This is a genomic window from Marinobacter sp. V34 (genome assembly GCF_055524115.1).
In genome coordinates this window covers 229,697-254,750 of sequence record NZ_JBUPZY010000006.1, presented here as the reverse complement: position 1 = coordinate 254,750, position 25,054 = coordinate 229,697, and the positions used below count along the sequence as shown (strand labels likewise).

The following is a 25,054-nucleotide window of genomic DNA, read 5'->3' as shown; positions in this document are numbered from 1 at the left end:
GCCTGACGAAAAGCAAATGTTGAAAATCGACAAGCTGAACCAGTTCTACGGCCAGAGTCACACCCTCTGGGAGCTGGAACTGGACGTGCCCAAAGGCCAGTGCACCTGCGTGATGGGCCGCAACGGCGTGGGCAAAACCACCCTGATGAAATGCATCATGGGTGAGGAAACCACCAGCAGCGGCAGCATCCAGTTTGATGGCAGCACCGAACTGACCAAACAGAAACTTGAAGAACGATCCCGCCTCGGCGTTGGTTACGTGCCCCAGGGCCGGCAGATATTCCCGCTGCTGACCGTGGAAGAAAACCTGCGCACCGGCCTGGCCGTGCGCAAGGACGGCAGCAAGAAAATCCCCGAGCGCATCTACGAGCTGTTCCCGGTACTCAAGGAAATGAAAAACCGCCGTGGCGGCGACCTCTCCGGCGGCCAGCAGCAACAGCTCGCCATCGGCCGCGCCCTGGTGATTGAGCCTCAGTTACTGATCCTCGACGAACCCGGCGAAGGCATCCAGCCCAACATCGTGGCCCAGATCGGCGAAGTCATCCGCCGGTTGATCAAGGAAGACGGCCTGACGGTATTGCTGGTGGAGCAGAAACTGCCCTTCGCCCGCAAATACGCCGACCGCTTCGCCATCATGGACCGCGGCCGCCGCGTGGCCGAGGGCGAGATTGCGGGGCTGTCTGATGAACTCATCAAGAAGCACCTGACGGTATGACCGCCTACGAGCCCATCACTACCAACGCGGCCCACGACTCCGGCCACCGCTTCGACGCGGACCGGCGTTGGGCCGCCACCCTGGACCTGGGGTTCGAAGCCCGGCAGGAGCAGGGTGCGCAAGTTACCCGAATGACCCGCACCCAATTCAAAGGGCCATTACGGGTACAGCGCCCGTTCTACCCCGAAGGCAAAACCGGCTGCTGCCATGTATACCTGCTGCACCCACCCGGCGGGTTGGTCAGCGGCGACGCCCTGAACATCAATGTAGCGGTGGGCAGTGGCGCCCACACCCTGGTAACCACCCCGGCGGCGGCAAAACTCTACAAAGCAGACCGCAACGGCGTTGCCTGGGCGCAGCACACACACCTGAAAGTCGCCGACGGCGGCGTTCTCGAATACCTCCCCCAGGAAACCCTGGCCTTCAACGGCTCCCGGGGCGAACAGACCACCACCATCGAACTGGAAACCGGCGCCAAATGCATCGGCTGGGAAATCCTGGCCCTCGGTCGCCCAGTGGGTAACCTGCCGTTCGTCACCGGCCACATGGAACAACGCTTCAGCCTGACTATGAATGGCAAACCCCTGTGGCTGGAGCGCCAACTCCTGGACCCAACTCATGCCCGCTTCAACGGCAAATGGGGGCAGGGCGGCGCCACCGTTCAGGCCACCTTGTGGGCCGTCGGCCTGGAAGACGAAGCCGGCGCGATAGAAGCCATCCGCGAACAACTACCGGCCTCCGCCCACTGGGCCGTTACCCGCCGGCGCGGTGTGGTTCTGTTGCGTTACCTGGGCAATGAAAGAAACGAAGCATGGGATGTTTGTCAGCGTGCCTGGGAGGTACTTCGGCCCTTGTTGGCCGGGCAGTCTGCGGTGGTGCCTCGGATATGGTTGACCTGATGGTTTGTGCGGGAACAGGGCGGGTGGGTCCGTTCGGGGCACGCTGTAAATCCATCCATGGACGCTTGAAAAAAACATCCATGTTTTTTACATCCCCGAACGGACCCACCCGCCCTGTTCGGCGGAACAAAGAGTTAGCGCGCTAGCTCGATTGGGTCATAAATGGTTGTTTGGAATAACGAAGTTAAACCGGCAGCCAACCGAGAATTCAGACAAGGCAGGAGGGAAGAGCTGTCCGGGATCGTAAAAAACATGGATGTTTTTTCCGAGCGTACATGGACGTATTCACAGCGTATCCCGGACAGCTCTTCCCTCCTGCCGATAACTTAAAGTTTTCAGGAGAACAAAATGGAGCTAACGCCCAGAGACAAAGACAAACTGCTCCTATTCACAGCAGCACTGTTAGCAGAACGCCGCAAGGCCAAAGGCCTGAAACTGAACTACCCCGAAGCCGTCGCCCTAATCAGCGCCGAAATCATGGAAGGCGCCCGCGAAGGCCGTTCTGTGGCTGAAATGATGAGCGCCGGCACCGAAATCCTCACCCGCGACGACGTCATGGACGGCGTGGCCGACATGGTGCACGAAGTGCAGGTAGAAGCCACCTTCCCGGACGGCACCAAACTCGTCACCGTTCACAACCCCATCGTCTAAGGAGCGCGCCATGATCCCCGGAGAATACGACCTCAAAGACGGCGACATCGAACTCTGCGAAGGCCGCGAACGCATCACCATCGACGTCGGCAACACCGGCGACCGCCCCGTTCAAATCGGCTCCCACTACCACTTCGCCGAAGCCAACCCCGCACTCGACTTCGACCGCGCCAAAGCCCGCGGCTACCGCCTCGACGTCGCCGCCGGCACCGCGATTCGCTTCGAACCCGGCCAAACGCGATCCGTCACTTTGATCCCGTTCGCCGGTAACCGGGAGATTTACGGCTTCCGCGGCGATGTGATGGGTAAATTGGAGGGCAAAGCATGAAAATCTCCAGACAGGCCTACGCCGACATGTACGGCCCCACCGTTGGCGACCGCGTGCGCCTCGGCGATACAGAACTGTGGATTGAAGTTGAAAAAGACCACACCCACTACGGCGACGAAGTAAAATTCGGCGGCGGCAAAGTTATCCGTGATGGCATGGGCCAGAGCCAGCGCTGCGACGATGCCGTGATGGATACCGTCATCACCAATGCCCTCATCCTCGATTGGTGGGGCATCGTTAAAGCCGACGTGGGCATCCAGAAAGGCCGCATCGCCGCCATCGGCAAAGCCGGCAACCCGGACACCCAGCCAGACGTGGAAATTGTTATCGGCCCGGGCACTGAAATCATCGCCGGGGAAGGCAAGATCCTCACCGCCGGCGGCATCGACCCCCACATCCACTTCATCTGCCCCCAGCAGGTGGAAGAAGCGCTGATGAGCGGTATCACCACCATGCTTGGCGGCGGCACCGGCCCGGCCACCGGCACCAACGCCACCACCTGCACACCGGGTGCCTGGCACATGGGCAAGATGCTTCAGGCCGTCGACAGCCTGCCCATGAACATCGGCTTCCTGGGCAAGGGTAACGCCAGCCTGCCAGAAGCGCTGGAAGTGCAAATCAAAGCCGGTGCCATCGGCCTCAAACTGCATGAAGACTGGGGCACCACCCCGGCCAGCATCGACAACTGCCTGACTGTGGCAGACCAGTACGATGTGCAGGTAGCCATCCACACCGACACCCTGAACGAATCCGGCTTCGTGGAAGACACCCTGGCTGCGTTCAAGGGTCGCTGTATCCACACCTTCCACACCGAAGGCGCCGGCGGCGGTCACGCACCGGACATCATCACCGCCTGTTCCAAGGATTACGTACTGCCGTCGTCCACCAACCCCACACGGCCCTACACCGTGAACACCATCGACGAACACCTCGACATGCTGATGGTGTGCCACCATCTGGACCCCAATATCCCGGAAGACGTGGCCTTCGCTGATTCCCGTATTCGCCGTGAGACCATCGCCGCGGAAGACATCCTGCACGACATGGGCGTGATCTCCATGATCTCCTCCGACTCCCAGGCCATGGGCCGGGTGGGTGAAGTGGTGTGCCGCACCTGGCAAACCGCCCACAAAATGAGAGTGCAGCGCGGGCTGCTGCCGGAAGACGAAGAGCGGGGCGCTGATAACTTCCGCGCCAGGCGCTACATCGCCAAGTACACCATTAACTCTGCCATCACCCACGGCATCGCCCACGAAGTCGGCTCGGTGGAAGTGGGTAAGCTGGCAGACCTGGTGCTCTGGAGCCCCGCGTTCTTTGGCGTGAAGCCCGCCTGCATCATCAAAGGTGGCATGATTGCGGCCGCCCCCATGGGTGACCCGAACGCCTCGATTCCCACGCCCCAGCCGGTGCATTACCGCCCCATGTTTGGCGCCTTCGGCAAGGCCGCCAGTGCCACCCGCCTGACCTTTGTGAGCCAGGCTGCGCTGGATGCCCGAATCAATGAAGAGCTGGGCCTGGACAGCCCGCTGTCCGCCTGTAAAGGCGTGCGGGACGTGCGCAAGAAAGACATGAAACTGAACGACGCGTGCCCGCACCTCACCGTGGACCCGCAAACCTACGAAGTACATGCAGACGGCGAACTGCTCACCTGTGAGCCGGCCACCGAACTGCCCCTGGCCCAGCGCTACCATCTTTTTTAATCAATACAGCACAAGGCTGCTCTGAGAGGAACGAGCGAATGTTGGAACTGACACAACGCATCGGTGATGTGAAAAGCGCCGGGATCGACACCAGCGAGATCCTGGACAACCTGATCTTGCCCTACGAGCTACGCATTCGTGGCCGCCTGCGCGCGACCACCGAAACCAACGTGGACGTCGGCCTGTTTCTGGATCGTGGCCCGGTACTGCGGGACGGCGATCTGCTGGAAGCAAAAACCGGCGAGATCATCCGCATCCGCGCGGCCGAAGAACAGGTGGTCACCGCCCACATCGAAAACGGTCAGCCCCTGGCGCGCCTGTGTTATCACCTGGGCAACCGCCACGTAACGCTGGCTATCGGCATGGACGAGCAGGGCGCCTACGTGCGCATCACCCCGGACCATGTACTGGAAGAGCTGGCGGAACGCCTGGGCGCCACCCTGATACACCACACGGCCCCGTTCGACCCGGAACCCGGCGCCTACACCCAGGCCGGGTATTCCCATGGGCACGACCATAGCCATTCACACGATCACGACCACGGGCATAGCCATGGCCACAGCCACAAACACACCCACTGAGGCCGGCACCCCACAGGTGAACGACCTGGCATTGCTGGGCCTGATGCAACTGGTCAGCCCCGCACTGCCCATCGGCGCCTTCGCCTGGTCCCAGGGCCTGGAAAGCGCCTTCGAACTGGGCTGGGTGAACAACGAAGCCGAACTGGCCGAGTGGATTGAAGGCGTACTGGAAGACGGCCTCAGCCGCTGCGAACTGCCCCTGCTGGTGCGTTTGCAGAGCGCCTGGGCCAGCAGTGATGCCGATGCGCTGGCGCAGTGGAACGACTGGCTGCACGCCACCCGGGAAACCGCCGAACTGAGCGACGAAGACACCCGCCTTGGCGGCGCCCTCGTGACTCTGCTGCGCAACCTGGAGCTCCTGCCCGAGCAACACCTGATTCCGGCAGACCCCGGCTACATCACCATGTTCGCCTGGGTTGCCCACAAACGCTTTGTGCCCGTGCGCCAAGCGCTACTCGGCTTCGCCTGGGCCTGGCTGGAAAACCAGCTCGCGGTGGCCTGCAAGGCGCTGCCTCTTGGGCACACCGCCGCCCAGCGCATTATCGAACGGCTGCGGCCACAGCTTGCCGTGGCGGTAGACACCGCTCTGGAACGGAACGATCACGAACTCGGGCCCATCCTGCCGGGACTGGCGCTCGGAAGTGCCTTACACGAAACACAGTATTCACGGCTTTTCAGAAGCTGAATAAAAATCGAGGAGAAACTGCCATGACACATTGTCTGAGAGTTGGAGTCGGCGGCCCGGTCGGCTCGGGTAAAACCGCGCTACTACGCCAACTGTGCAAAGCCCTGAAAGACCACTACGACATTGCTGTGGTCACGAATGACATCTACACAAGAGAAGACGCCGACTTCCTCCTGAAACACGATGCCCTGCCGGCCGACCGGATCCTCGGCGTGGAAACCGGCGGCTGCCCGCACACCGCCATCCGAGAAGACGCCTCCATGAACCTGGCGGCCATCGACGACCTGCAAAGCCGCCACCCGGATCTGGAACTGGTGCTGGTGGAATCCGGAGGTGACAACCTCTCCGCCACCTTCAGCCCGGAACTGAGCGACCTCACCCTGTACGTGATCGACGTCTCCGCCGGCGACAAGATTCCCCGCAAGGGAGGACCCGGTATCACCAAATCGGACCTGCTGATCATCAACAAAATCGACATCGCTGAACAGGTACACGCCTCCCTGGATGTGATGGAGCGTGACTCAAAGAAAATGCGCGGCGAGCGCCCGTTTGTGTTCACGAACCTGTACGACGGCGTAGGGCTGGAAACCATCATCAGCTTCATCCTCGAGCGCGGCATGCTGCCGGAACGGCGCCCGAACAAAGCGGCCGAAACCGCTTGACACCGAACCACCAACACCGAATTCAGCAACACAAGGAAGAACACCATGAACCAGACAACCAAACTCCTCATGGCCGCCGGCCTGCTACTCACCGCCACCACCGCCGCCGCTCACACCGGCCACGGCGCCCACGCTGAAAGCGGCTTCCTCAGCGGCCTGCTGCACCCCATGCTGGGCCTGGACCATTTGTTGGCCATGGCTGCCATTGGCTTCTGGAGTGTGCGCCAGAGCAACACCATGAAACAGATTACGCCACTGTTTGTGATTGGCGGGATGATACTGGGTGCGGGGCTTGCCTGGGGTGGGATGAGCTTGCCGGGTGTTGAAACCGGTATCACCTTCTCCGTGCTGGTGGCCGGTATTCTCATCGCCACCCTGGCCAAACTGCCCACGGCTGTTGGCGGCACGCTCGTCGGTGCCTTTATGTTGTTCCACGGCTTCGCCCACGGCACAGAAATGCCCACAGGCGCAACGCTCGCGGCATACCTGGCCGGTTTCTCCATCGCTACCCTCGCCATCACTCTGGTTGGCCGTGGGCTGGGTAGCCTGATGTTGAAAGCGGATAGCCGGTTCAGCCGTGGTGTTGGTGGCGTGCTGACAGCTGCGGGGGCGTATCTGGCGGCTGCTTGATAGCCTGACGAAAGCAGATAGCAAACAGAAAGCCGCTCGGGAAACCGGGCGGCTTTTGTTGTATATGATTTACTAAATTTTACGTCTTCCGGGTAGGAACTTTCGCAAGGGTTGGTCTAGTGTGTAGTCATAAGAAACGGATTTACACCGCTGTTAAGGATAACGGATGGACCACACCCAGATACTGCACACCCTCCAAAACGCCATTCCCACGAGCATCTGGTATCTGATTCCCCTGTTTATCCTGGCTGTGGTCATCAAATCACCTTGGTTCAAAGGCAAAGCGGGCGAAGCCGTGGTTAACCTTTCCGCCAAACTCTTTCTCGATAAAACCCACTACCACCTGATCAAGAACGTCACCCTGCCAACGGAAGACGGCACCACCCAGATCGACCATGTCATCGTCTCCCGATATGTCGTGTTCGTGGTAGAAACCAAAAACATGAAAGGCTGGATCTTTGGCAATGCTAAACAGCGCCAGTGGACCCAGAAAATCTATCGTTACTCCCAGGAATTCCAGAACCCGCTTCACCAGAACTACAGACATGTGAAGACGCTCCGGAAGCTATTTGAATTGAGTGATGAGCGGATTCACTCGGTCCCACTGTTTGCCAAAGATTCTTTTTTCAAGACCAACATGCCGTACAACGGGATCCAGAGAGCTTGGTACCTGAATTTCATCAAATCGCATCTGGAACTGAAGCTGACTGCAACGCAAGTCAAGCAAATTGACGAGGCCCTTAACTCGGTTCGATTAAAGGCAGCGCGCAGGACATACCGAGATGACCGGAGCTACGTCCAGCACGTTGTTCCTAATAAGAGTGCTTCAACGAACCAAGGTGGCGCTACACAAGAGAAGAGAGTGCCTGTCAGATCAGCGCCATCCAAGAGCCGCTGGAAGATCAAGCTTGAGCTCGCCTTTGTTAACCTCGTTATGGTGGCTTACATTCTCTGTACTGGGAGAAATGAATTCGCTCCGGCCTCTAGCTAGAAGTTACGAGCGGCAAGGATGTCGAATGGTGAGACGATCTTTGGCATGGACTTCCGGATTTATCTTTTGGGAAATGGTTTTTTAACCAGCTAGGAATGATATGGCTGAAAATGATAGTGGTGGTATCGGTGCAAAGAAAGGTTTTTTATATCAAGACTATGTGGCTGCGCTGTATGTGCTCAAAATGCTGGACGACAAAGCTATTTCAGAAATAAGGTGCGAAGTTTCTGATGATATAGACGTGGTCTACGATAGTTATATTGAATATATCCAAGTAAAAACGACTAAATCGGATAAAGCTTGGCAAATAGGTGAATTTACAAAGTGCTCCTATAACACCAAAAAAACGAGGACTGGAAAAGAGCGAAAAGAATACAAGCGTGACTCGATTTTACATAAATCGATGGATTGTGATTCAGATAAAATTCCCGGCCATTTTAGAATAGTGACACCACGTGATGTTAACGCGAAGCTTTCGTTTCTGAAAATACCAATTAATGAACGTGTTGGAAAAACTGGTAGAGAGGCAATGCTGAAGTCATTGCAACAGGCTACAAAATGCTATAAAACTCCGAACAATAATGATGTGGAGTATTGGCTAGATAGGGCAGTATGGGAAGTTATCCCTACAAAAGATCAAATTAAGTTAGAGGCAGTAAATAAAATAATTACAGTAGCCCACGAATGCTACGGTGTTCATCTAAATCCATCCCGAGACCCTTATCGTATACTTAACGATTTGCTCATAAACCTTATTGAAAAAAGCGCTACCTCAATTGTTTTGCGGGCCAAGAAAAACAAAATTTATTCTAGAGGTGATTTCATTAATTGGTTTAAAAAAGAGGTGCTACATTATGCGCAGAAAAATAATAATAATGTAAAAATATATACTGTCGACAAGAAAAAGCTAAAATCCATTTTAGATGTTTTTTTAGAGCTGAACAATCTTTATGATCACAGTGGTGAAAAGCTGTGTCGCGGACTGCGAGGAAAATACCATCGAAGAAGATATGAGTACGGTGGTATTTCTAAAGGTATTTTGAGATGGCTGCCGGAAGTACTTTTGCGGCCGTCCGAACTGGCAGATCAAGCTCCTGAAAGGTTAATCAGTAAACTTAAAGAGTACACATCAAAAAAGATTTTATATTTAGCTGATATAAGAAACTTGATTGCTAATGTTCTGCTTCATTCTGTAGTGAGAACGAGCTACGATTCTCAGCCTGTTCCAGCTCTGCTTCATGTGGATGATGAAGATGGAACTACAATTGATAATATTCATATCCTACTCAATGACCATGAACCTGATCAACTTCTATTAGGATTTAGCTCATTGATAAGTGGATCCATAGATGACTCTCTCAAAAAAATAGTGTCGGACTTTGATGCGCTGCTTCAATCTGATGCGTTTGGCGCCAAAAAGGAAAAGATCCTGGAGGACAAGCAGGATGGATACCTTCTTAAGCATGATGTCGATGAAATTTTAAGTGCAAGTACTTCACTGGATGAGCATCTATCGAGATTTGTATTTGCATTCTTTATAGGTTACGAGACTGAATTTTTGAAATGTGAAGAATGCAGGACGGATGAAGATTGTCAGTCCAGGCTGGAGGGAGAAGTAAGGTCTCATTTTGACGGTCTAATTTCATCGCTTATAAATAAAGACGATTTTTTTAAAGACCTACACATAACAGCGTATATTTATCCTGTTCCCTCAATAGTTAACCTTAAAACCTCCGTTGAAGAGGAGTTTTCTTCAAATGATAAATGAGCAAGGTGCGCGAATAGGTCTCGAAAAGGTTAGGAAGGGTGGGCTTAGCGCTTTTGGATATTTAAAATATGCTAATGAGTGCCTTTCTTCTCCTGCATACAAGTCAATCGGTCGCGAGTATGTTATCAGAGCGTTGGATGATATTGATCAGTTTGAGAAGCATCGATTGCTTTTAAAAAATTTGGTAAGAAAGGCTGGGTTATATCCTTATTTAGAAAAATACTTTTCGAATGATAAAAAACCGGATTCTGACTTTCTTTTAACTTTGTATCAAAGTGAATTCAATTCAAGTTTCATATTTCATTCAATGCAAGCTAAAATTTTCAATTTATTGCTCTCGGGAAGAAATGTGGTTTTGAGCGCCCCCACGAGTATGGGGAAGAGTGCTATTGTTGATTCACTTATTGCAAGCGAGAAATTTAATAGAGTTGTTATAGTCGTTCCTACAATCGCCTTAATTGACGAGACAAGGCGCCGAATAACAAAAACTTTTGGTAATCGGTTTCAAGTTATTCACCATGGGTCACAATCCCGTCGTAAGAATCGCGTTGTATATATCCTTACACAGGAAAGGGTTAACGAACGAGAAGATATCGAAAACATCGACCTATTTGTCGTGGATGAATTTTACAAGCTGGCTTTCTCTCAGGGTGATGCCTCCCGCGTAATCGCTCTAAATATAGCTCTGAGTAAGTTGCTCACGGTATCTAAACAATTTTATATGATAGGGCCTTATATCGATGCTATTCAAGGTTTAGATTTTCTTCTTAAAGACTATGTTTTCGTTCCCTCAGATTTTAATACTGTTGCATTGAATTTGTTTGAATACAATATTAAGCCAAATGATTTGTCAGAAAAAAATAGTCGTTTAATGAGTATTTTGAACGAATATCCTGGGCAAACCATAATTTATTGTAAGTCCCAAAGTTCCATTGAACAGGTCATAAATTCGTTGAGCCGGGTATCTAAAAGCGAACTTTCATCAGAAAATGAAGAGTATTATGAGTGGCTAAAAAAATATTATGGAGAGAGCTGGTGTTATACCAAAGCTCTTAAGCTAGGAGCTGGAGTGCATCATGGAGTGTTGCCTAGGGCTTTACAGCAGAAGACGATAGAGCTTTTCAATAGCGGATATGTCAATAAGCTGGTTTGTACGTCTACCCTTATCGAAGGAGTGAATACCGTTGCTGAAAATGTAGTGATCTATGACAATAGGAGATCTACTTTTTCTATTGATAATTTTACACATAAAAATATTTCAGGCCGCGCTGGCCGCATGAATGTGCACTTAGTCGGAAATGTCTTTTGTATGGAGGCACTCCCCAGAAAAGAACTTCAGACTAATGTGGTCGATCTGCCCATTGGTCGGCAAGATGCTGATACACCCTTAAATTTGCTAGCAAGTATGCAGAACGAGCACCTCTCGGACGCATCTAACGAGTTTATTGAAAAGTTCAATAGAGTTTCAGAGTTTCCTATAGAAATTATCAAGAGTCACTCTTCATACAATGTAGCATCAATTGACGCGGCGTTTAGTTTTCTAGAGTCACTTTCCTGGAGCGATCTCAAGGTTATTTCAGGGAAGAAAATGCCGGATGCGGCCCAGTTAGACCTGCTTTCAAAATTCATCAAAGTTGCTGAGTATCGGACCCTGCAGAGGCTAAATATCCATTTCGATGATAATGAAGATCTCCGCAATAGAATTGGTTGGTATGTTTACTCGAATTGTCATTCCTCCTATATCCGTGAGAGGCTTGATTACATTTATCGTTACTACGCAAGTGAGGAACTACGTTCGGAAAAAACGGACAAGGAATTAAAGATAGTTCGCAATGTATTCAAACATGCTATTCCTAGGGCATTGGTTCTTCTTCAGGATCTGCTTAATCTTAAGTTCTCAGAGAGTGGCATAGATTTTGAGGCTGATTTTGGATATTTGGTTCATGTGTTTGAGAATTCTCACTTGGCTTCTAGACTTTCGGCATTGGAGGAAATGGGAGTAGCTATTGAGACATTAGAGAAGATTGCCGATGAAAGGTTGGGATCGGCAAGTATTGAGGTTCTTTCTAGATATCTCCGGCGGAACTATCATAGGATTCAGGGCTTAGACTCTGTAGACAAAATGTTCGTTAGGTTGGCGCTTGACTGAACTAAGGAGAAAAACCGCGACAGATCTATTTTCCCCCTGCCCGTTCTCGCCGAATCAGCAGCACCAGAGCCAGCGCCGCCAGTGACCCCATCACGGCGGCGAAAGTGATCCCGGTCGTCTTCAGGCTGGTCATGCTCGCCATCAATCCCAGGCCGATCATCGGTACCGAGATAGCGATATAGGCCACGACAAAGAACGTGGACGTTACCGCTGCCTTCTCCCGCACCGCGGAAAACCGGGACAGATTTATTTTCGATCTTCTTCCAGCCTTTGTTGACCACTACAGTATGCCCTGATTATCCCTACAACTAGCCAATCAGAGGCAGATCAATCAGAAGCGGCAATCGAAAGGTCTACGTCAGTGATTTGGCTATCGAGCCAACCTGAAAATCAAGACGGAGATATTTCAGGTGATCGTAGCCTATAAAACAGAGCGATAAATCTCCATTCGGAAATTAATCGTCACCTGATTTCGGCAAGCCATTCCATCGAACTGTAACTGTCTGTCTCGAAGAGCTCGGGCGACTCTATCCAGTGACTGTTTCAGCCAGCCACGAGTAAAAACGGATATTCCCGTTGTAAGCCCGGTCACCAGCTCCTTCATACTGGCGTTGCATTTGACCAGTTCTTCCATGGCTTGCTCGACTACCTCAGCTGTGCGTTCGTTGAAGTTGTGTTTCACGCTCCGCAACCGGTTGTCGTCAAAGAGTATGTTGATGACCGTCATGAGGTCATCTTTCTCCTGCCTCGTAAGCATATTACTGTCCCCCGATTCCTTTCAGGATTTCGTTTTCGATTTCGTCCCAGCTGAAGTTGTCCAATACCAGTTGAGTAAACAGGTCCGGCTTAGCCGGTGAAGTGAGCATGATGACGGTTTTTCTGGGGCTGAAGGCAATGTAGGCGGTGATTTCACCAACGGTCATCATACTGGTTCGTTTCTCATCAGCAGGTTCCAGCGTCATTCTGGCAATCCCTTCAAGCTCCTTTCGGAACTCAAGGTCCTCAACCGAACTGAGGTCGCGCTTAAAGATGTAGCTGGGCGCCTGGTTCATCTGAATAGAGGGATTGCCCCAGTCCTCTGGTGTCACCACTGTGGCGAAGAGGCCTTTGCGACCGTCATACAAAATGAGCTCACCGTCGCTACCGATAAACGATGCGCCCGCAAGCGATTCGAGGGGGAGCGTAATGGGATGTGCCACGCGGCTGACCGTGACGCCAGGAGCTTCTTTTCGCGGCTCGACCGGGTCAAGCACATTGAGCTTGGGGGAAGATGCACAGGCGACTGCCGAAAGGCAGAGTAGCAACGCGAGGGCGGTTGAGCTAAAACGGTTCATCGTCCGGTTCCTTTGGAGAAGTTTCAGTCCATTGGGAGAGAGGTTACTTTCTGAGGGTGTTGATGGAAAGGGTTGGTTTGGCGTCATATTGCTTAACGTCGGGAAAATAGATCTGTTCCAGCTTTTCGAGGGCCGCTTTTGTTTGAATTTTCTCGTTGGGTATAAACGAAAACTGGGACAGTATGAAAACCGGGACAGATCTATTTTCCCTTTGGCAGGCAGTCACCAGCCAAGGCTGGAGGCTTATCGGCAGTTTGTTGAACAGGGAGACGACGCTCCCGCAGGATCCCTAGATATTCCGCTACAATGAGCGGCTTCGTTAATTCAGCCAGGAGCTACGCCATTACCGTGCCACTGCCTCGTTTATATTCTTTCCGTCGTTGCCCTTACGCTATGCGCGCTCGGCTCGGGATCTTGTTTGCCGGGCTGACGGTGGAGCTGCGGGAGATCGTGCTAAAAAACAAACCGGCGCAGATGCTGGCGATCAGTCCCAAAGGCACGGTTCCTGTTCTGGAGTTGGCAGGGGGTGATAGCTCTGATAGGTTCATTATCGAGGAAAGCCGAGAGATCGTCGAATGGGCGTTGCGGCAGAGTGATCCGCAGGGTTTGTTGAACACTGATTTAGTAAGCGCTAATGCCCTGATTGACCGTAACGATAACGAGTTTAAACACTGGCTGGACCGCTATAAATATGCGGATCGGCACCCAGAACCCACCCAGTTGGATTACCGGAAAAAGGGTGAGGTGTTTTTGCAGGCGTTGGAAAGCCTATTGGCCAAGAACCGGTATCTCCTGGGGGCCAACATCAGCATCGCTGATATTGGCATCATGCCCTTTGTGCGCCAGTTCGCCCATGTGGATCGGGAGGTGTTTTACAGTCTGCCCTATCCGAATTTACAGCGATGGCTGAGGGGTTGGCTGGACCATCCAGTGTTCCTGCAGGTAATGGTCAAATGCCAGCCGTGGCAGGAAGGCGATGAGTTGGTGGTATTTCCACAAATAACCGCATTCGTAAGATCGTAAACCTCGACCGGAAAATCGGGACAGATTTATTATTCGGGTTTATCGGCAAGCCTGAAGTTTCTCGCCGAGCGTCAGCGTTCGGTTTATCGGGTAACCTGGTCCGTTTTCCCGGAGTCATTCCCCGCTCCCACTCAGCTTCGTCTCCTGGCGCTGGAAGAAACCGGCCAAACTCGATCATCTGAGTGGCTGGACTGTCCTGCAGGTAGATCCACACGTCCTCAGCAGTTATGCCCGCAATTCGGGCTCTCTCGGGCCGCACGGTGAACCCGTGAAACCGGGACAGATCTATTTTCTCTGAGATCCCGATCTGCATGTCGAGTCAGCCTCGCAAACCATCATTCTTTTGCAGAAACGCCAATGCGCTCGGCCAGGTAATCGCAAAAGTGTTGGGCGACGTCCTGGCCGTCTAGATCTTCGGCGATTGTCGTCTTTCTTTGCTGGTTATCAATCGCAAGAATCTTGAAGTGCTCCACCTTGCTTACCCCCTGTCCCGTGCTTCCCGTGCGCTTGATCGTCAGGCGCAAAACCTGATCCATCGTCAGCTTGCGGCTGCGTACAGGCAGGAAGAGCCAGCTTCTCAAGGTACGAATTCCCTGTCGGTCAATACGGACAACCAGGCGGTTGAAGGGCAGGTATAAGGCAGCAGCGCCTGCAGCAATCGCGACCAGCACAAAGGGCACGCTGAACAGGCCCAAGAACACGCCAAAGGCCCCGCCCGAAAAAGCCGACGTCAGCATCGATACGCTTGCAAACCCGAAACCGCCTGCAAAGATCCAGGCGAACGCGCTGAGCATCTTGTTGCGGAACATGGGGAAACGCATTTTTATCTGATGGCCATAATCCTGGTAGTTCATGGCACGGGAGAGGCCTGGCAGGTCCAATTGGCCAGACTGTATGGCTTCTTTGGCGGCCTGGGATTGTTCGTCGCGTAAGGCGCGCACTTGCGCACTGATATCATGCTCGACACTCTGAGAACGGGTATCGCCGTGAAACGCCGGAATGTCGTACTGGCGCTCCAGATCTACGCCCGCAATATCCGCTTTCACCGATAGACGCCAGAAATGGTACCGGCTGGACCGTTCAATATCGGCTTCTGGTAAGTCGCCCGGCAGGTCGAATCGAAAAGCAAAGCGTACACCTTGCCCGGCTGTCTCAATTTTCGGTGTGCCGCGCTCCGCCCAGAGTATCTGCTCTCGGCGGGTGCGGTTCTTTCCCGATCCAGAGACATAGGTGTAAATACATTCCAGTGTCACGGTGACTTCTGCACCGGGAGCTGCAAGTTCCTGAATCCTGAGCCTTGGCACCAGGATTGTGCCACCCATCTGGCCACCGATGGCCGCTGGATACGGGTCCATTTCCAGTTCGACCGTGCCGTAGTGGCGATATTCCCGGGTCATGGCGACGGCTTTCCAGAGCAGCCCCAGGCCCACGGCAGGAAAAGCGACAACCATTAGAACCAACCACTGATTTTGATCCAGGGCCTTTGGCAGCGTCCAGAGCAGCGGCGTGCTTATGGCGTTCCACAACAGAGCCATGACCCAGGTGAGTAAAAGCGTGCGTTTGCGATCAGAACGGAGGCGAGGGGCTTCCCAACCCTTGCGGCTTTGCCAGTTGTAATTTTTTGGCCCCATTGGTGATACATTAACTTTTTTTGCTATCGGCATGTTGGAGCGTTCACCTGTTCCGTGGTACATGGCTCCTGTGTTTTGGTTTGCCAAAAGTGTTTATCGAGCTTTGCAGTGCAACCAAGATCCTGGAGCAATGCTTCACTACCGTTCGCATCACACATAGTGACTACCGCATGGCCGCCTTTCTGAGAGGCCCTTAATTCATAGTTCTCAAACTGATCCAGTACCGTTGGATCATGCGCGGTTGCTTCCTCCAGAAGCTCAGCGTCAGTGAGGTTGGATTCGTCTTCGGAGTAGACGACGATGACCTCGACCATTCCCGTCAGTTTTGTGAGAGCAGAGGCCTTCTCGTACATTTCCTCCTCGGAGGTGGAAACGGAAGTGCAGGCTGTTACTGCAATTTGGATGCTGAAAATTAAGAAAAGCTTTAACGTGTTAATCATGCCACTCCCCAGTAAACCAATTGACCGTTTTCGTCTCGGCCTGTGTCCAGGTTCCAGTTGCCGAGTTGAGCCATTAGTTCAGGTTCTTGTCGATTCAGGTCGTCAGAGATCTGTTTCCACATCTGAACGATATTGCTAACTGCTTTGTCGAATATCTGATCGTAATGGGCGGTTCCCGACGGGGTTTTCAGATCTTCAATAAAGCTCTGATTGATATTTTTGCTCTCCGGGTAGGTGAGCCCTTTATCCGCCGCTACATGTCGGGCAATAGGGAATAATTTATATCCCTCTTCGACGGTATCAACGATTCTCTTGAAGCCAGCATGCCAGCTGTCAGGGTCGGGTTCGCTGCTGCTGAAATCGTCGGGGTAGTTTGTGGATAGCATTGCGAGCCACAACGCTTTGATGTCCTCATCCAAGAGCGAATCGTCGTCGCCGCAACAACGAGATATTCCGCTATCTAAATGTTCTGAAACGCCGATTGGCCCGAGTGCCAGGCGGTCAAAAATGTAAGCGTCCTGATGCATTTCGCATGTGCGGTGATCTGCGGCGTTTTTATGGTAGGGGCCGACCCGTAGCTCGACAATCGGATGTATGGTTAGGTCGGCGACAAGATGCGCTGCATAACCGAGTAGCCACGCGATACATTTTTCTCGGGCTTCTTGCCCAACAGAGGATAGGTGTTCAATTCCATACCCAACCATGTATCCCGTATTTGTGTAGTGCATTTTGTCGGCCCATTTTTTTGCTGAGCTTCCAAATCCTATGTCTAGGTACGGGTAGTCAGGGCTGACAGCACCGAGCTCAAGAAATCCCTTATAGCGGCCGAGCGCGATGGATGCTTCCCGGGAGATTCCTGCTGATTGCAGGCGGTGGGTTTCACTGGCTATGTTGACCGCAGTAATGTGGGCATAGGCTCCTGGCATCAAATCTCTCCTTGTCGTAACTTTATTATTCCATGCGTACTCTAAGACGCTACTTCGTTGGATTCTTCTTAGGGGCTTTTGATATAGAAAACGTTTTTGTCCCGTACGCTCATTTCGAAGAGTTCGCTGGCTCTGACGAGTTCGCTTAGCTTCTTATATCCGTAATTCACCGGGGAGAAGGAGCTGTTATTTGAAATGTATTTGCCAACCTCGCCGAGATGGGCCCAACCATCGTCATCAGCCGTTTGTTCCACCGCAGTTCGAAGAGTCCGTACCAAGACCGTATCGCCTCGAAGTTTGTTGCGTCCCCATTTAGTTTCTACCGTCGATTTTGGAGCTCCTCCGTTGCTGACATTGTCCGCCTCCTCGGGGGCTTCTCGCAGGTTCTCTGTGTAGATGAACTGTGAACAGGCGTTGACGAAGGGCATCGGAGTTTTGCGCTCGCCGAAGCCAAAAACGGGTAGTCCGGCCTCAAGAATTCGCATGACCAGGGGCGTAAAGTCGGAATCACTCGTCATAAGGGCAAAGGCATCGACGTTTCCGCTGTAGAGCAGATCCATGGCATCGATGATCATCGAGGCATCGGTAGCGTTTTTGCCGGTGGTATAGGCAAACTGCTGAACTGGCCGAATAGCATTCGAGTGCAGTTTTTCTATCCAGCCGCTCAGCTGGGGGCCATTCCAGTTCCCATGAGCATGGCGAACGTTCACAGCGCCATACTTGGCAAGTTCCTGCAGAACACCTTCAGCCGACTGGTGACTGACGTTATCGCAGTCGATCAGGAGTGCGATTTTGTAATTGTTGTTCATCTTCCTTGAGGTTTCCTAGTTTCGGATGGGGGATGTTGCATGCTATCACTCAATCAGTCGTTACACATTTTTGCTAGCCAAACCTGCACTCCGGGAATACATGTTCTAGTCTGATCGACAAGAGTGTTGGTTGTGAGGGTGGCTATGAAAAAGTGCGCGGGTGTGTTCTTTCTTGGCGCTTTTCTATCTGGTTGTGCGAGTCAAAGTGTTCAGACTGAGCTTGCTGCGGTTGATGATGGCGGTTCCCAGTCCTACTACGCGAGCGGATGGATCGTTCAAAGCCAAAAGGATGAGGGACACCTTGTTGAGCTTGCAGTGCATGAAGCCAAGCAACCATGGGAAGAGGTTACGGCAGTTCTTTATCTTGAAAATAGGTCGGATGAGCCTCTGACAGTCAGCATCAATGACATCACTCTCCAGCAGGACGAACGTCTGGTCTCTCTTAGATCGTATGGTGAGTTAGAGCAGCAATATATCTCGCAGGCGCAGTCCCGTCGCACGGCTATCGCTCTGGGTGCGTTGGCTCAAACGTTGAGCGCTTCTCAACCGGCCACGACTTCGTCTTATGGTTCTGGCACAGCTTACGGGCCTGGGGGCACCGTAAATTACTACGGTTCTTCAACCACCTATTCACGCGATCCCGCAGCTAGCGCTGCGGCCCAAGCCCAAATCCAGAGCAGTGCGCAATCCGGTATCGCAAACATCAGATCCGACCTGCAGCAGAATCTCAATTCTCTGGAGGGGTATTTCCAGACAACTACTGTTTTTCCTGGCCAGACTTTCATGGGGCGGTTTCAATCGGCTATGACGACGTTTGATCAACGGCCGGAATCGTTTTACACGTTTACCATTGAGCTCGAGGGCGAAAGCTACGAATTTACCTTTGTCGAGAAGGCGAACATTGAGACGAACCAAAGGAAGTTGTTTTAGGTGAGAACGTGTAATTAGTTTGGGCGATGTCGCCTGCTACGGGATAGGGTCGAGAAGGGCGTTGCTTGCTCCCTGGGCACACCTTCTTGGCATGAACGGGAGACCGATACTTTGAATTCGTCCGATTACGATCACCTTGTCCGAACACAGGTTTTCGATTTCCTGGGTGAGCTTGCGGACTGCTATGGTGAGGTGCTCCCAATCGAACCCTTGAGACAGGGCATCAACTTTCACGGCCATCGCGTGCCCCTGCTCGGACCACAAGGAATCTTCAAACCCAAGATTCTCGATCTTCCGATTTCGATAACGACGGCGCCAAATAGCCCTTACGATGACTCGTTTACTGAGGACAGCCTGGTTCGTTACCGGTATCGAGGGATAGATCCTCACCATCGGGACAACGTTGGCCTCAGAGCTTTGATGATGGAACGAAAGCCCTTGGTGTATTTCCATGGGATCGTTCCGGGGCGATATGTTGCAACTTGGCCAGCCTTTGTTGTGGGCGACGATCCCAAAGGGTTGGCGGTATCCATTGCGGTGGATGATCGCGCTGCGTTGTCGGAGCAGGTGGTTCTTGGAGCTTACGATGATGATGCGAACTCACGGCGCCGTTATGTTACAGCGGCGGTGAAGGTACGGTTACATCAGCGGTTGTTTCGTGAACGAGTGCTGGCGGCGTACCGAGACCAATGCGCACTTTGTCGGCTTCGTCATACGTCGCTTTTGGAAGCTGCGCACATCACGCCGGACTCATCGCCCGATGGCGAGCCCGTCGTAAAAAACGGTGTTTCACTGTGCAAGCTGCACCACGCGGCATTTGACCAGAATATTCTGGGAATTAGGCCGGACTATGTCGTCGAAATTCGAAAGGATATCCTCGAAGAAATAGACGGCCCAATGCTTCGGTTTGGGCTGCAACAGATGCACGGACAAAAAATCATCATTCCTCGGCGAGCCGACTTCAGGCCTGACAAAATCGCACTTGAAGGACGTTATCAAGCATTCAGGGAGGCATAATGAGAGTTGCCTTAGTGGCAACTTGGTTCTTGCCGGAATTCTGGTTAGCATGACAGCGACAGGAGCCAGTGAAGGCGATCCTGCGAAAACATGGATAAATCTCCCTCAAGGACAGAAGGAGCAAAGGAATGAGCAAGAAAGTTGTTTTATTAGGTGACGTGGGGACTGATCACTCCGGGTTTCCACCAACGCCGGTGACTGCCGGCTCCCCAATGTGTTGATTGATGGCAAACCCGTTGCCCGTGCTGGGGACCCGCTCGCGCCACACTCCAAGCCCAAGCATCCCCCCCATCCGCGAGCTATAGCCGCCGGCTCTGCAACCGTTCTGATTAATGGTATTCCTGCTGCCGTGACGGGTGGGGCAATCTCGTGCGGTGGGGTTACAATTTACGGATGATTGCCTTCATTGAGTTTCGTGATAATCGCATGTACGTGAAACACATTTGCAGCCATGCCGAATACGACCGGCTGACTGATAAATACCGTCGCAATAAGGAGTGAGGCTTATGTTATCGCCTGCTTTTGTTGAGATCAGAGAAGCGCTGGCTCAGGTGCCTTTCGTGGCCCATATTGAGACCCAGGATGACTATGAGCGAGCGTTGGAGCTGATGGATGAGTTGGTAGATGACTACGACGCCAATAGACTGTTAATTGAAATTCTGGCTACGAGCATTGAGCGTTGGGAAGACCAGTCTGCAGAGTTTGTCGACTTTAATGCCGCTGTTGCTGAAACGGACAGGGGTATTGCTGTACTGAAAACCCTGATGGCTCAACACGGTCTTGGGGTGGCTGATCTGCCGGAGTTGGGTTCAAAGGGCAATGTGAGCAAAATTCTCAATAGTGCTGAAGGGAAAAAGCTGACCCGCAAACATATGGAAGCACTGAGTAAGCGGTTTGGGGTGCCTCCGGTACTGTTTTTCTGACGTTTTCCAAGTACGTTTTCCCTTCAGATAAAATCGGGGCAGATTTATTTCCCGGTTTCTACCATGGCGGAACGCCAATGCCTGTGGTCATCGGTTCGCCCCATTCTTCAGAGTAAACCCGCAGACGGTTGGGGCTCGACGCAATTTCCCGCCGGATCGATGTCCTGCCGATGCGCATTCGTGATATGCGCACCGATTGAGTTAATCTGATCGGTAACCACTGAATGAGAAACTGTTATGAGGCTGATCCTTTTGCTCGCCGCTGTATTGGTTGTTGGTCTGTTGGTGACTCAGCAACTGAATAAGGGTAAGGAAGCCAACGCTGAACAAGCCGCGGAAATCGGGACCGACAAGCCGCCACAGGTTCCGACGAACCCGGGCGATGTGCCGAAGTTTGAAGAAGGCATGAAGAAGTTTATGGAGGATGAGGCGGCCAAGCAGGCGGAAAAGATTGATCAGGCCACGCAGTAAAGACAGGCAACTATCAAACAAGAGCTATCAAACAGACATGACGAGAAAGACATTAGGTTTAACCCGGAAACCAATTAAAGGCGCCAAACCTGTGGCTGAGGAAGCCGAAGCTATGGTTGAGGTTGAGGCTGATCCACAAAAACGTTTTTTAAACGGTGTGGCTATCAATCCAACGCCGGGGATTCGTTTGGAGTCAGGTTCAGAAAAACTCACGGTGCGTGCGATGGATTTGATCACGCCGATTGGAATGGGGCAGCGAGGTTTGATAGTTGCACCGCCGGGGTCTGGAAAATCGACGATTTTAAAAGATATTTGCCAGGCGGTGGGGAAGGCGTATCCCGAGATTAAACTGTACGCGTTATTGATAGATGAGCGACCCGAAGAGGTCACTGATTTCAGGCGTAGCGTCCCGGCTGAGGTACACGCTTCTTCTTCGGATGAGAGCTATGCTCATCACGTTCGCGTTGCCGATGAGCTTCTTGATATTGCCCGCCAACAAGCTGGTGAGGGTCACAACGTTATGATTGTGATTGATTCTCTCACGAGGCTTTCGCGTGTGCATAATGCGGAGCGAAAGAGCAGCGGCCGCACTATGTCTGGCGGGGTTGACGCTCGAGCAATGGAGATCCCGCGGAGGTTGTTTGGCGCTGCACGAAACATCGAGAATGGCGGCTCGCTTACCATTTTGGCAACCGTTCTGGTTGATACCGGCAGCCGTATGGACCAGGTTATATTTGAGGAATTTAAGGGCACGGGGAACATGGAGCTGGTGTTATCGAGAGACGTTGCGAATCAGCGAATCTTTCCCGCGCTGGATATTTCGAAAAGCAGTACACGCCGTGAAGAGCTACTGTTGGATCCAAAAGATTTAGACAAAATAAGAGCATTGCGCCGGGCGCTTGGCGGTCTCAAACCGCTAGAGGGCACAAAAAAGTTGGTTGAGCTGCTTGAGAAGTACCCCACAAACGCCGAGCTTCTGAAAAACATCCCCGGGCCAGGATGATTATGCGTGCGAAAACCGGGGCAGACCTATTTTTGCAAATTCGGGACAGATCTATTTCTAGATTGCCTTTCAGCCCCTGCTGCCTACACAAGACGGCACCGCAGCTTACCGCGTCGCTTGATTTCTCTTCTTATGCCCTGATTATTCTTACAACTAGCCAATCAGAGGCAGATCCACCATGACTGACGTTCGACACCTGGTATGTCCCCATTGCCACAAAGTGAACCGTGTACCTGCCGATAAGTTGTCATCCGGCGGCAATTGTGGCGCCTGCAAACAACCGCTCTGGCCGGATCAGGTTCTGGAGTTGATGGAGCAGAGCTTTGCTACCCACACAGGACGCAGTGAGGTACCCGTGCTAGTGGACTTCTGGGCCAGTTGGTGTGGCCCGTGTAAAGCGATGGCGCCCCAGTTCGAACAGGCCGCGAAAGCCTGGCGAGGGAAAGTGCGCTTTGCCAAGCTGAACACCGAGCAAGCCCCTGGGCCGGCCGGTCAGTTTGCGATTCGCAGCATACCCACCATGATTCTGTTTCAGAACGGCCGGGAAGTCGCTCGCCAAAGTGGTGCCATAAATCAGGCGCAGATCAATCAGTGGCTGCAATCGAAAGGTATTCGTTAGTGAGATGGCTGTCCCGGTTTTCGCTCTCGTATGTTCTTGAGCGAACAATCATGGGAGCAAAAAAATGAGTTTCAATTTTGTCCTCATCAGAAGGCAAATCATTCTGATGATGGTGGTTGCGCTCATTACACTGGCTACTCACGGGGCTGACATGAACAAGCTGAACGACTACCAGTGGAAGAACCGACTCATTCTGGTGCAAGCAGCCAGTGAGAATGGCGGTGAGATTGAAACGCTCAGGAGTGCCCGGGCCGAAGTTGAGGATCGTGATATTGTCTGGTTTGTGAACACCGAGTCGGACGTGGTTTCAAATCAGAAAGCTGTTTCGGGCAGCCTCGAGAGCGAGGTTAAGGCTCTGCTTGAAGAGTCCCGTTCGGATGAGAGGGTGCTGTTGATAGGCAAAGACGGCGGTATCAAAAGCCGCGAGTCCAGTCTCGACCTTGACGCTATTTTCCACCGTATCGACGGCATGCCCATGCGCATTCGCGAGATGCGCACCAATCAAAGCAGCGCCAGCGATTAAACAGGCGGCCATCATTGAGGGATTCGGGGGAGAGTAAGCGTGCAAATCGGAGTGATCGCAGACACCCACAGCAAAATGCGTCCCGAAGCCTTGGAGGCTTTGAAAGGCTCGGATCTGATTCTTCATGCCGGTGATGTGGGGCGGGACGAGGTTCTGGATGCGCTGGAGGCGATCGCCCCCTTGGTTGCGATCCGTGGCAATATCGACAAAACAGGCCGCGCAGCCACGCTTCCCGATGTTCAAGATATGGCATTCCTCGGCCACCCCTTCCACATGCTCCACGATGTCAAAACCCTCCAAATCGATCCGCAGGGCCGTTACCGCGTGGTCATCGCCGGCCATTCCCACAAACCCCGTAATGAGTGGATTGGCGATGTGCTTTACTTCAATCCAGGTGGCGCCGGCCCCCGGCGATTTACTCTGCCGATAACGGTGGGGCGCCTGCAGGTGAGTGAAGACGGTGTGGTTGGTGAAATTATCGAGTTGCCGGTTTGATCGGGTGGGGAAACCGTGACAGATTGGATGTCACCAAAGATGGCGCACAGCTGATAACACCTGTAAGGACTGCCCATGGCCTACGATTTATCGGATACCTTGGTGGTTGGCATCACAGCAACGGCATTGTTCGACTTGAGCGAGGCGGATTCCGTATTTCGCAGCAAGTTTGAATCCAATCGTGAAGAGGCCATCGAAGAGTACCGTGAATACATGGCGGCCCGTGAGTCCGATGGGCTAAAGCCTGGCACAGGGTTCTACCTGGTGAAGGCCCTTCTCTCTCTGAACCAGTTTCAGTCCGGCGACAATGCCCCACTGGTGGAAGTTGTGGTGATGTCCCGCAACAGTCCTGAAACCGGGGTGCGAGTGTTTCATAACATTCGCGAGTACGGCCTGGATATCACACGATCTGCGTTCACCGGTGGTGAGTCCGTGGTGGACTATCTGGACGCTTACGATGTGGATCTGTTCCTGACCACCAACACCAAAGATGCGCAGCGGGTGATTGATAGTGATAGCTGCGCCGTGGCGCTGGTGAAGGAGCCACCCGCCAATATGGAAACCATTCCCGATGGTCAGGTGCGAATCGCCTTCGATGGTGATGCGGTGCTGTTCAGCGACGAGAGTGAAATCGTGTTCAAGGCTGAGGGCCTGAAGGGATTTCATTCGGCTGAGGATAGAGAGCAGGACAATCCCCTGAGCGACGGGCCTTATGCGACGCTGCTTCGGAAGTTGTCGCGTTTGCAGGACCGGCTTCCTCACAAGGTCGACTTTTCACCCGTTCGTGTGGCCATCATCACCGCAAGAAACAGCCCGGCTGAGATGCGGGTAATCAAAACCCTGCGACATTGGGGGGTGTATGTGGATGAGATTTTTTTCCTGGGCGGGCTGGATAAATCGAAAATCATCAAGGCGTTCAAGGCGCACATCTTCTTCGATGATCAGGATGTGCATCTGGAGCCTGCTGCCAGATATACGCCTGCAGGGAAGGTGCCTTATAGATCCGGGTCGCCTTTGAGGGATTCTAAGAAAAGCTGGAAAACGGAAAAGTAGATATGTCCCGCTTTCTCGTTCAACGCGCAATCAGGCTGGTTCGCCAGTTTGAGCAAAACCAGCCAGTCTCCACATAAAGCCATTGAGCGTTAAACGGA

General features: G+C 52.8%; 31 protein-coding genes. 24 read left to right on the top strand and 7 right to left on the bottom strand.

From position 1 onward, the window contains the following. Nucleotides 1-16 precede the first annotated feature (16 nt). The 12 genes from urtE (at nucleotide 17) to AC0B60_RS12300 (ending at nucleotide 11,759) form a co-directional block, all read left to right on the top strand. A complete protein-coding gene (gene urtE, locus AC0B60_RS12355; RefSeq protein ID WP_465086144.1) occupies nucleotides 17-715 on the top strand; it encodes an urea ABC transporter ATP-binding subunit UrtE in 699 nt (232 codons plus the stop codon). Next, complete coding sequence (locus AC0B60_RS12350; RefSeq protein ID WP_465086117.1) at nucleotides 712-1,614, top strand: urease accessory protein UreD; 903 nt, start codon at nucleotides 712-714, stop codon at nucleotides 1,612-1,614. Before urtE ends, AC0B60_RS12350 begins: the two co-directional genes overlap by 4 nt. Before the next feature lie 348 nt (nucleotides 1,615-1,962). Further along, complete coding sequence (gene ureA / locus AC0B60_RS12345; RefSeq protein ID WP_465086116.1) at nucleotides 1,963-2,265, top strand: urease subunit gamma; 303 nt, start codon at nucleotides 1,963-1,965, stop codon at nucleotides 2,263-2,265. Between the two features lie 10 nt (nucleotides 2,266-2,275). After that, on the top strand, nucleotides 2,276-2,593 hold the full coding sequence (locus tag AC0B60_RS12340; RefSeq protein ID WP_465086115.1) for an urease subunit beta: 318 nt from the start codon (nucleotides 2,276-2,278) through the stop codon (nucleotides 2,591-2,593). Further along, nucleotides 2,590-4,293 (top strand): urease subunit alpha, encoded by a 1,704-nt coding sequence (ureC, locus tag AC0B60_RS12335; RefSeq protein WP_465086114.1) that lies wholly within the window; start codon nucleotides 2,590-2,592, stop codon nucleotides 4,291-4,293. The genes AC0B60_RS12340 and ureC overlap by 4 nt, the downstream gene beginning before the upstream one ends. 38 nt (nucleotides 4,294-4,331) lie before the next feature. Further along, nucleotides 4,332-4,874, top strand: a complete 543-nt coding sequence (gene ureE, locus AC0B60_RS12330) for an urease accessory protein UreE (RefSeq protein WP_465086113.1) — start codon at nucleotides 4,332-4,334, stop codon at nucleotides 4,872-4,874. Beyond that, on the top strand, nucleotides 4,846-5,559 hold the full coding sequence (locus tag AC0B60_RS12325; RefSeq protein WP_465086112.1) for an urease accessory protein UreF: 714 nt from the start codon (nucleotides 4,846-4,848) through the stop codon (nucleotides 5,557-5,559). The genes ureE and AC0B60_RS12325 overlap by 29 nt, the downstream gene beginning before the upstream one ends. Nucleotides 5,560-5,582: 23 nt before the next feature. Then, nucleotides 5,583-6,221: an urease accessory protein UreG gene (ureG, locus tag AC0B60_RS12320; RefSeq protein WP_465086111.1), complete on the top strand. Its 639-nt coding sequence runs from the start codon at nucleotides 5,583-5,585 to the stop codon at nucleotides 6,219-6,221. 45 nt (nucleotides 6,222-6,266) lie between these two features. Continuing rightward, a complete protein-coding gene (locus tag AC0B60_RS12315; RefSeq protein WP_465086110.1) occupies nucleotides 6,267-6,851 on the top strand; it encodes a HupE/UreJ family protein in 585 nt (194 codons plus the stop codon). Nucleotides 6,852-7,017: 166 nt separating this feature from the next. After that, the gene (locus AC0B60_RS12310) at nucleotides 7,018-7,842 is read left to right on the top strand and encodes a nuclease-related domain-containing protein (protein ID WP_465086109.1); all 825 of its coding nucleotides are present in this window, start codon (nucleotides 7,018-7,020) and stop codon (nucleotides 7,840-7,842) included. 100 nt (nucleotides 7,843-7,942) lie between these two features. Next, nucleotides 7,943-9,610, top strand: a complete 1,668-nt coding sequence (locus tag AC0B60_RS12305) for a dsDNA nuclease domain-containing protein (protein ID WP_465086108.1) — start codon at nucleotides 7,943-7,945, stop codon at nucleotides 9,608-9,610. Next, complete coding sequence (locus AC0B60_RS12300; RefSeq protein WP_465086107.1) at nucleotides 9,600-11,759, top strand: DEAD/DEAH box helicase; 2,160 nt, start codon at nucleotides 9,600-9,602, stop codon at nucleotides 11,757-11,759. The genes AC0B60_RS12305 and AC0B60_RS12300 overlap by 11 nt, the downstream gene beginning before the upstream one ends. Before the next feature lie 25 nt (nucleotides 11,760-11,784). On the opposite strand, the gene AC0B60_RS12295 is transcribed toward AC0B60_RS12300, so the two are convergent. The 3 genes from AC0B60_RS12295 to AC0B60_RS12285 all read right to left on the bottom strand — a co-directional run bounded on the left by AC0B60_RS12295 (nucleotide 11,785) and on the right by AC0B60_RS12285 (nucleotide 13,093). Further along, nucleotides 11,785-11,985 (bottom strand): hypothetical protein, encoded by a 201-nt coding sequence (locus AC0B60_RS12295; protein ID WP_465086106.1) that lies wholly within the window; start codon nucleotides 11,983-11,985, stop codon nucleotides 11,785-11,787. A 195-nt stretch (nucleotides 11,986-12,180) separates the two neighbouring features. Then, a complete protein-coding gene (locus tag AC0B60_RS12290) occupies nucleotides 12,181-12,486 on the bottom strand; it encodes a hypothetical protein (RefSeq protein WP_465086105.1) in 306 nt (101 codons plus the stop codon). A 31-nt stretch (nucleotides 12,487-12,517) separates the two neighbouring features. Beyond that, nucleotides 12,518-13,093: a hypothetical protein gene (locus AC0B60_RS12285; protein ID WP_465086104.1), complete on the bottom strand. Its 576-nt coding sequence runs from the start codon at nucleotides 13,091-13,093 to the stop codon at nucleotides 12,518-12,520. 306 nt (nucleotides 13,094-13,399) lie between these two features. On the opposite strand from AC0B60_RS12285, the gene AC0B60_RS12280 reads away from it, so the two are divergent. Beyond that, complete coding sequence (locus tag AC0B60_RS12280; protein ID WP_465086103.1) at nucleotides 13,400-14,116, top strand: glutathione S-transferase; 717 nt, start codon at nucleotides 13,400-13,402, stop codon at nucleotides 14,114-14,116. 335 nt (nucleotides 14,117-14,451) lie between these two features. Here AC0B60_RS12280 and AC0B60_RS12275 read toward each other — a convergent pair whose 3' ends face one another. The 4 genes from AC0B60_RS12275 to AC0B60_RS12260 form a co-directional block, all read right to left on the bottom strand. Further along, nucleotides 14,452-15,780 (bottom strand): hypothetical protein, encoded by a 1,329-nt coding sequence (locus AC0B60_RS12275; protein WP_465086102.1) that lies wholly within the window; start codon nucleotides 15,778-15,780, stop codon nucleotides 14,452-14,454. Beyond that, complete coding sequence (locus tag AC0B60_RS12270; RefSeq protein ID WP_465086101.1) at nucleotides 15,771-16,187, bottom strand: hypothetical protein; 417 nt, start codon at nucleotides 16,185-16,187, stop codon at nucleotides 15,771-15,773. The genes AC0B60_RS12275 and AC0B60_RS12270 overlap by 10 nt, the downstream gene beginning before the upstream one ends. Beyond that, complete coding sequence (locus AC0B60_RS12265; protein WP_465086100.1) at nucleotides 16,184-17,113, bottom strand: zinc dependent phospholipase C family protein; 930 nt, start codon at nucleotides 17,111-17,113, stop codon at nucleotides 16,184-16,186. The genes AC0B60_RS12270 and AC0B60_RS12265 overlap by 4 nt, the downstream gene beginning before the upstream one ends. 68 nt (nucleotides 17,114-17,181) lie before the next feature. Then, the gene (locus AC0B60_RS12260; protein ID WP_465086099.1) at nucleotides 17,182-17,922 is read right to left on the bottom strand and encodes an NYN domain-containing protein; all 741 of its coding nucleotides are present in this window, start codon (nucleotides 17,920-17,922) and stop codon (nucleotides 17,182-17,184) included. A gap of 144 nt (nucleotides 17,923-18,066) precedes the next feature. Here AC0B60_RS12260 and AC0B60_RS12255 point away from each other — a divergent pair, with 144 nt between their 5' ends. The 11 genes from AC0B60_RS12255 to AC0B60_RS12205 all read left to right on the top strand — a co-directional run bounded on the left by AC0B60_RS12255 (nucleotide 18,067) and on the right by AC0B60_RS12205 (nucleotide 24,956). Then, entirely contained in the window at nucleotides 18,067-18,852 is a 786-nt protein-coding gene (locus AC0B60_RS12255; protein ID WP_465086098.1) for a hypothetical protein, read from the top strand. 420 nt (nucleotides 18,853-19,272) lie between these two features. After that, on the top strand, nucleotides 19,273-19,869 hold the full coding sequence (locus tag AC0B60_RS12250; protein ID WP_465086097.1) for an HNH endonuclease: 597 nt from the start codon (nucleotides 19,273-19,275) through the stop codon (nucleotides 19,867-19,869). A gap of 214 nt (nucleotides 19,870-20,083) precedes the next feature. Continuing rightward, nucleotides 20,084-20,266, top strand: a complete 183-nt coding sequence (locus AC0B60_RS12245) for a PAAR domain-containing protein (RefSeq protein WP_465086096.1) — start codon at nucleotides 20,084-20,086, stop codon at nucleotides 20,264-20,266. Further along, nucleotides 20,263-20,370: a type II toxin-antitoxin system HigB family toxin gene (locus AC0B60_RS12240; protein ID WP_465086095.1), complete on the top strand. Its 108-nt coding sequence runs from the start codon at nucleotides 20,263-20,265 to the stop codon at nucleotides 20,368-20,370. Before AC0B60_RS12245 ends, AC0B60_RS12240 begins: the two co-directional genes overlap by 4 nt. A gap of 5 nt (nucleotides 20,371-20,375) precedes the next feature. After that, nucleotides 20,376-20,792 carry a helix-turn-helix domain-containing protein gene (locus AC0B60_RS12235; protein ID WP_465086094.1) on the top strand — a complete coding sequence of 139 codons (417 nt, stop codon included), beginning with the start codon at nucleotides 20,376-20,378 and terminating at the stop codon, nucleotides 20,790-20,792. 237 nt (nucleotides 20,793-21,029) lie between these two features. Next, complete coding sequence (locus AC0B60_RS12230) at nucleotides 21,030-21,263, top strand: hypothetical protein (RefSeq protein ID WP_465086093.1); 234 nt, start codon at nucleotides 21,030-21,032, stop codon at nucleotides 21,261-21,263. Nucleotides 21,264-21,300: 37 nt separating this feature from the next. Continuing rightward, the gene (gene rho / locus AC0B60_RS12225; protein WP_465086092.1) at nucleotides 21,301-22,266 is read left to right on the top strand and encodes a transcription termination factor Rho; all 966 of its coding nucleotides are present in this window, start codon (nucleotides 21,301-21,303) and stop codon (nucleotides 22,264-22,266) included. Nucleotides 22,267-22,444: 178 nt separating this feature from the next. Continuing rightward, nucleotides 22,445-22,885, top strand: a complete 441-nt coding sequence (gene trxC / locus AC0B60_RS12220; protein ID WP_465086091.1) for a thioredoxin TrxC — start codon at nucleotides 22,445-22,447, stop codon at nucleotides 22,883-22,885. A gap of 64 nt (nucleotides 22,886-22,949) precedes the next feature. Next, nucleotides 22,950-23,408, top strand: a complete 459-nt coding sequence (locus AC0B60_RS12215) for a DUF4174 domain-containing protein (RefSeq protein ID WP_465086090.1) — start codon at nucleotides 22,950-22,952, stop codon at nucleotides 23,406-23,408. A 39-nt stretch (nucleotides 23,409-23,447) separates the two neighbouring features. Next, nucleotides 23,448-23,903, top strand: coding sequence for a metallophosphoesterase family protein (locus AC0B60_RS12210; RefSeq protein ID WP_465086089.1), 456 nt, complete (start codon nucleotides 23,448-23,450; stop codon nucleotides 23,901-23,903). 75 nt (nucleotides 23,904-23,978) lie between these two features. Beyond that, nucleotides 23,979-24,956 (top strand): 5'-nucleotidase, encoded by a 978-nt coding sequence (locus AC0B60_RS12205; RefSeq protein WP_465086088.1) that lies wholly within the window; start codon nucleotides 23,979-23,981, stop codon nucleotides 24,954-24,956. Nucleotides 24,957-25,054: the final 98 nt, after the last annotated feature.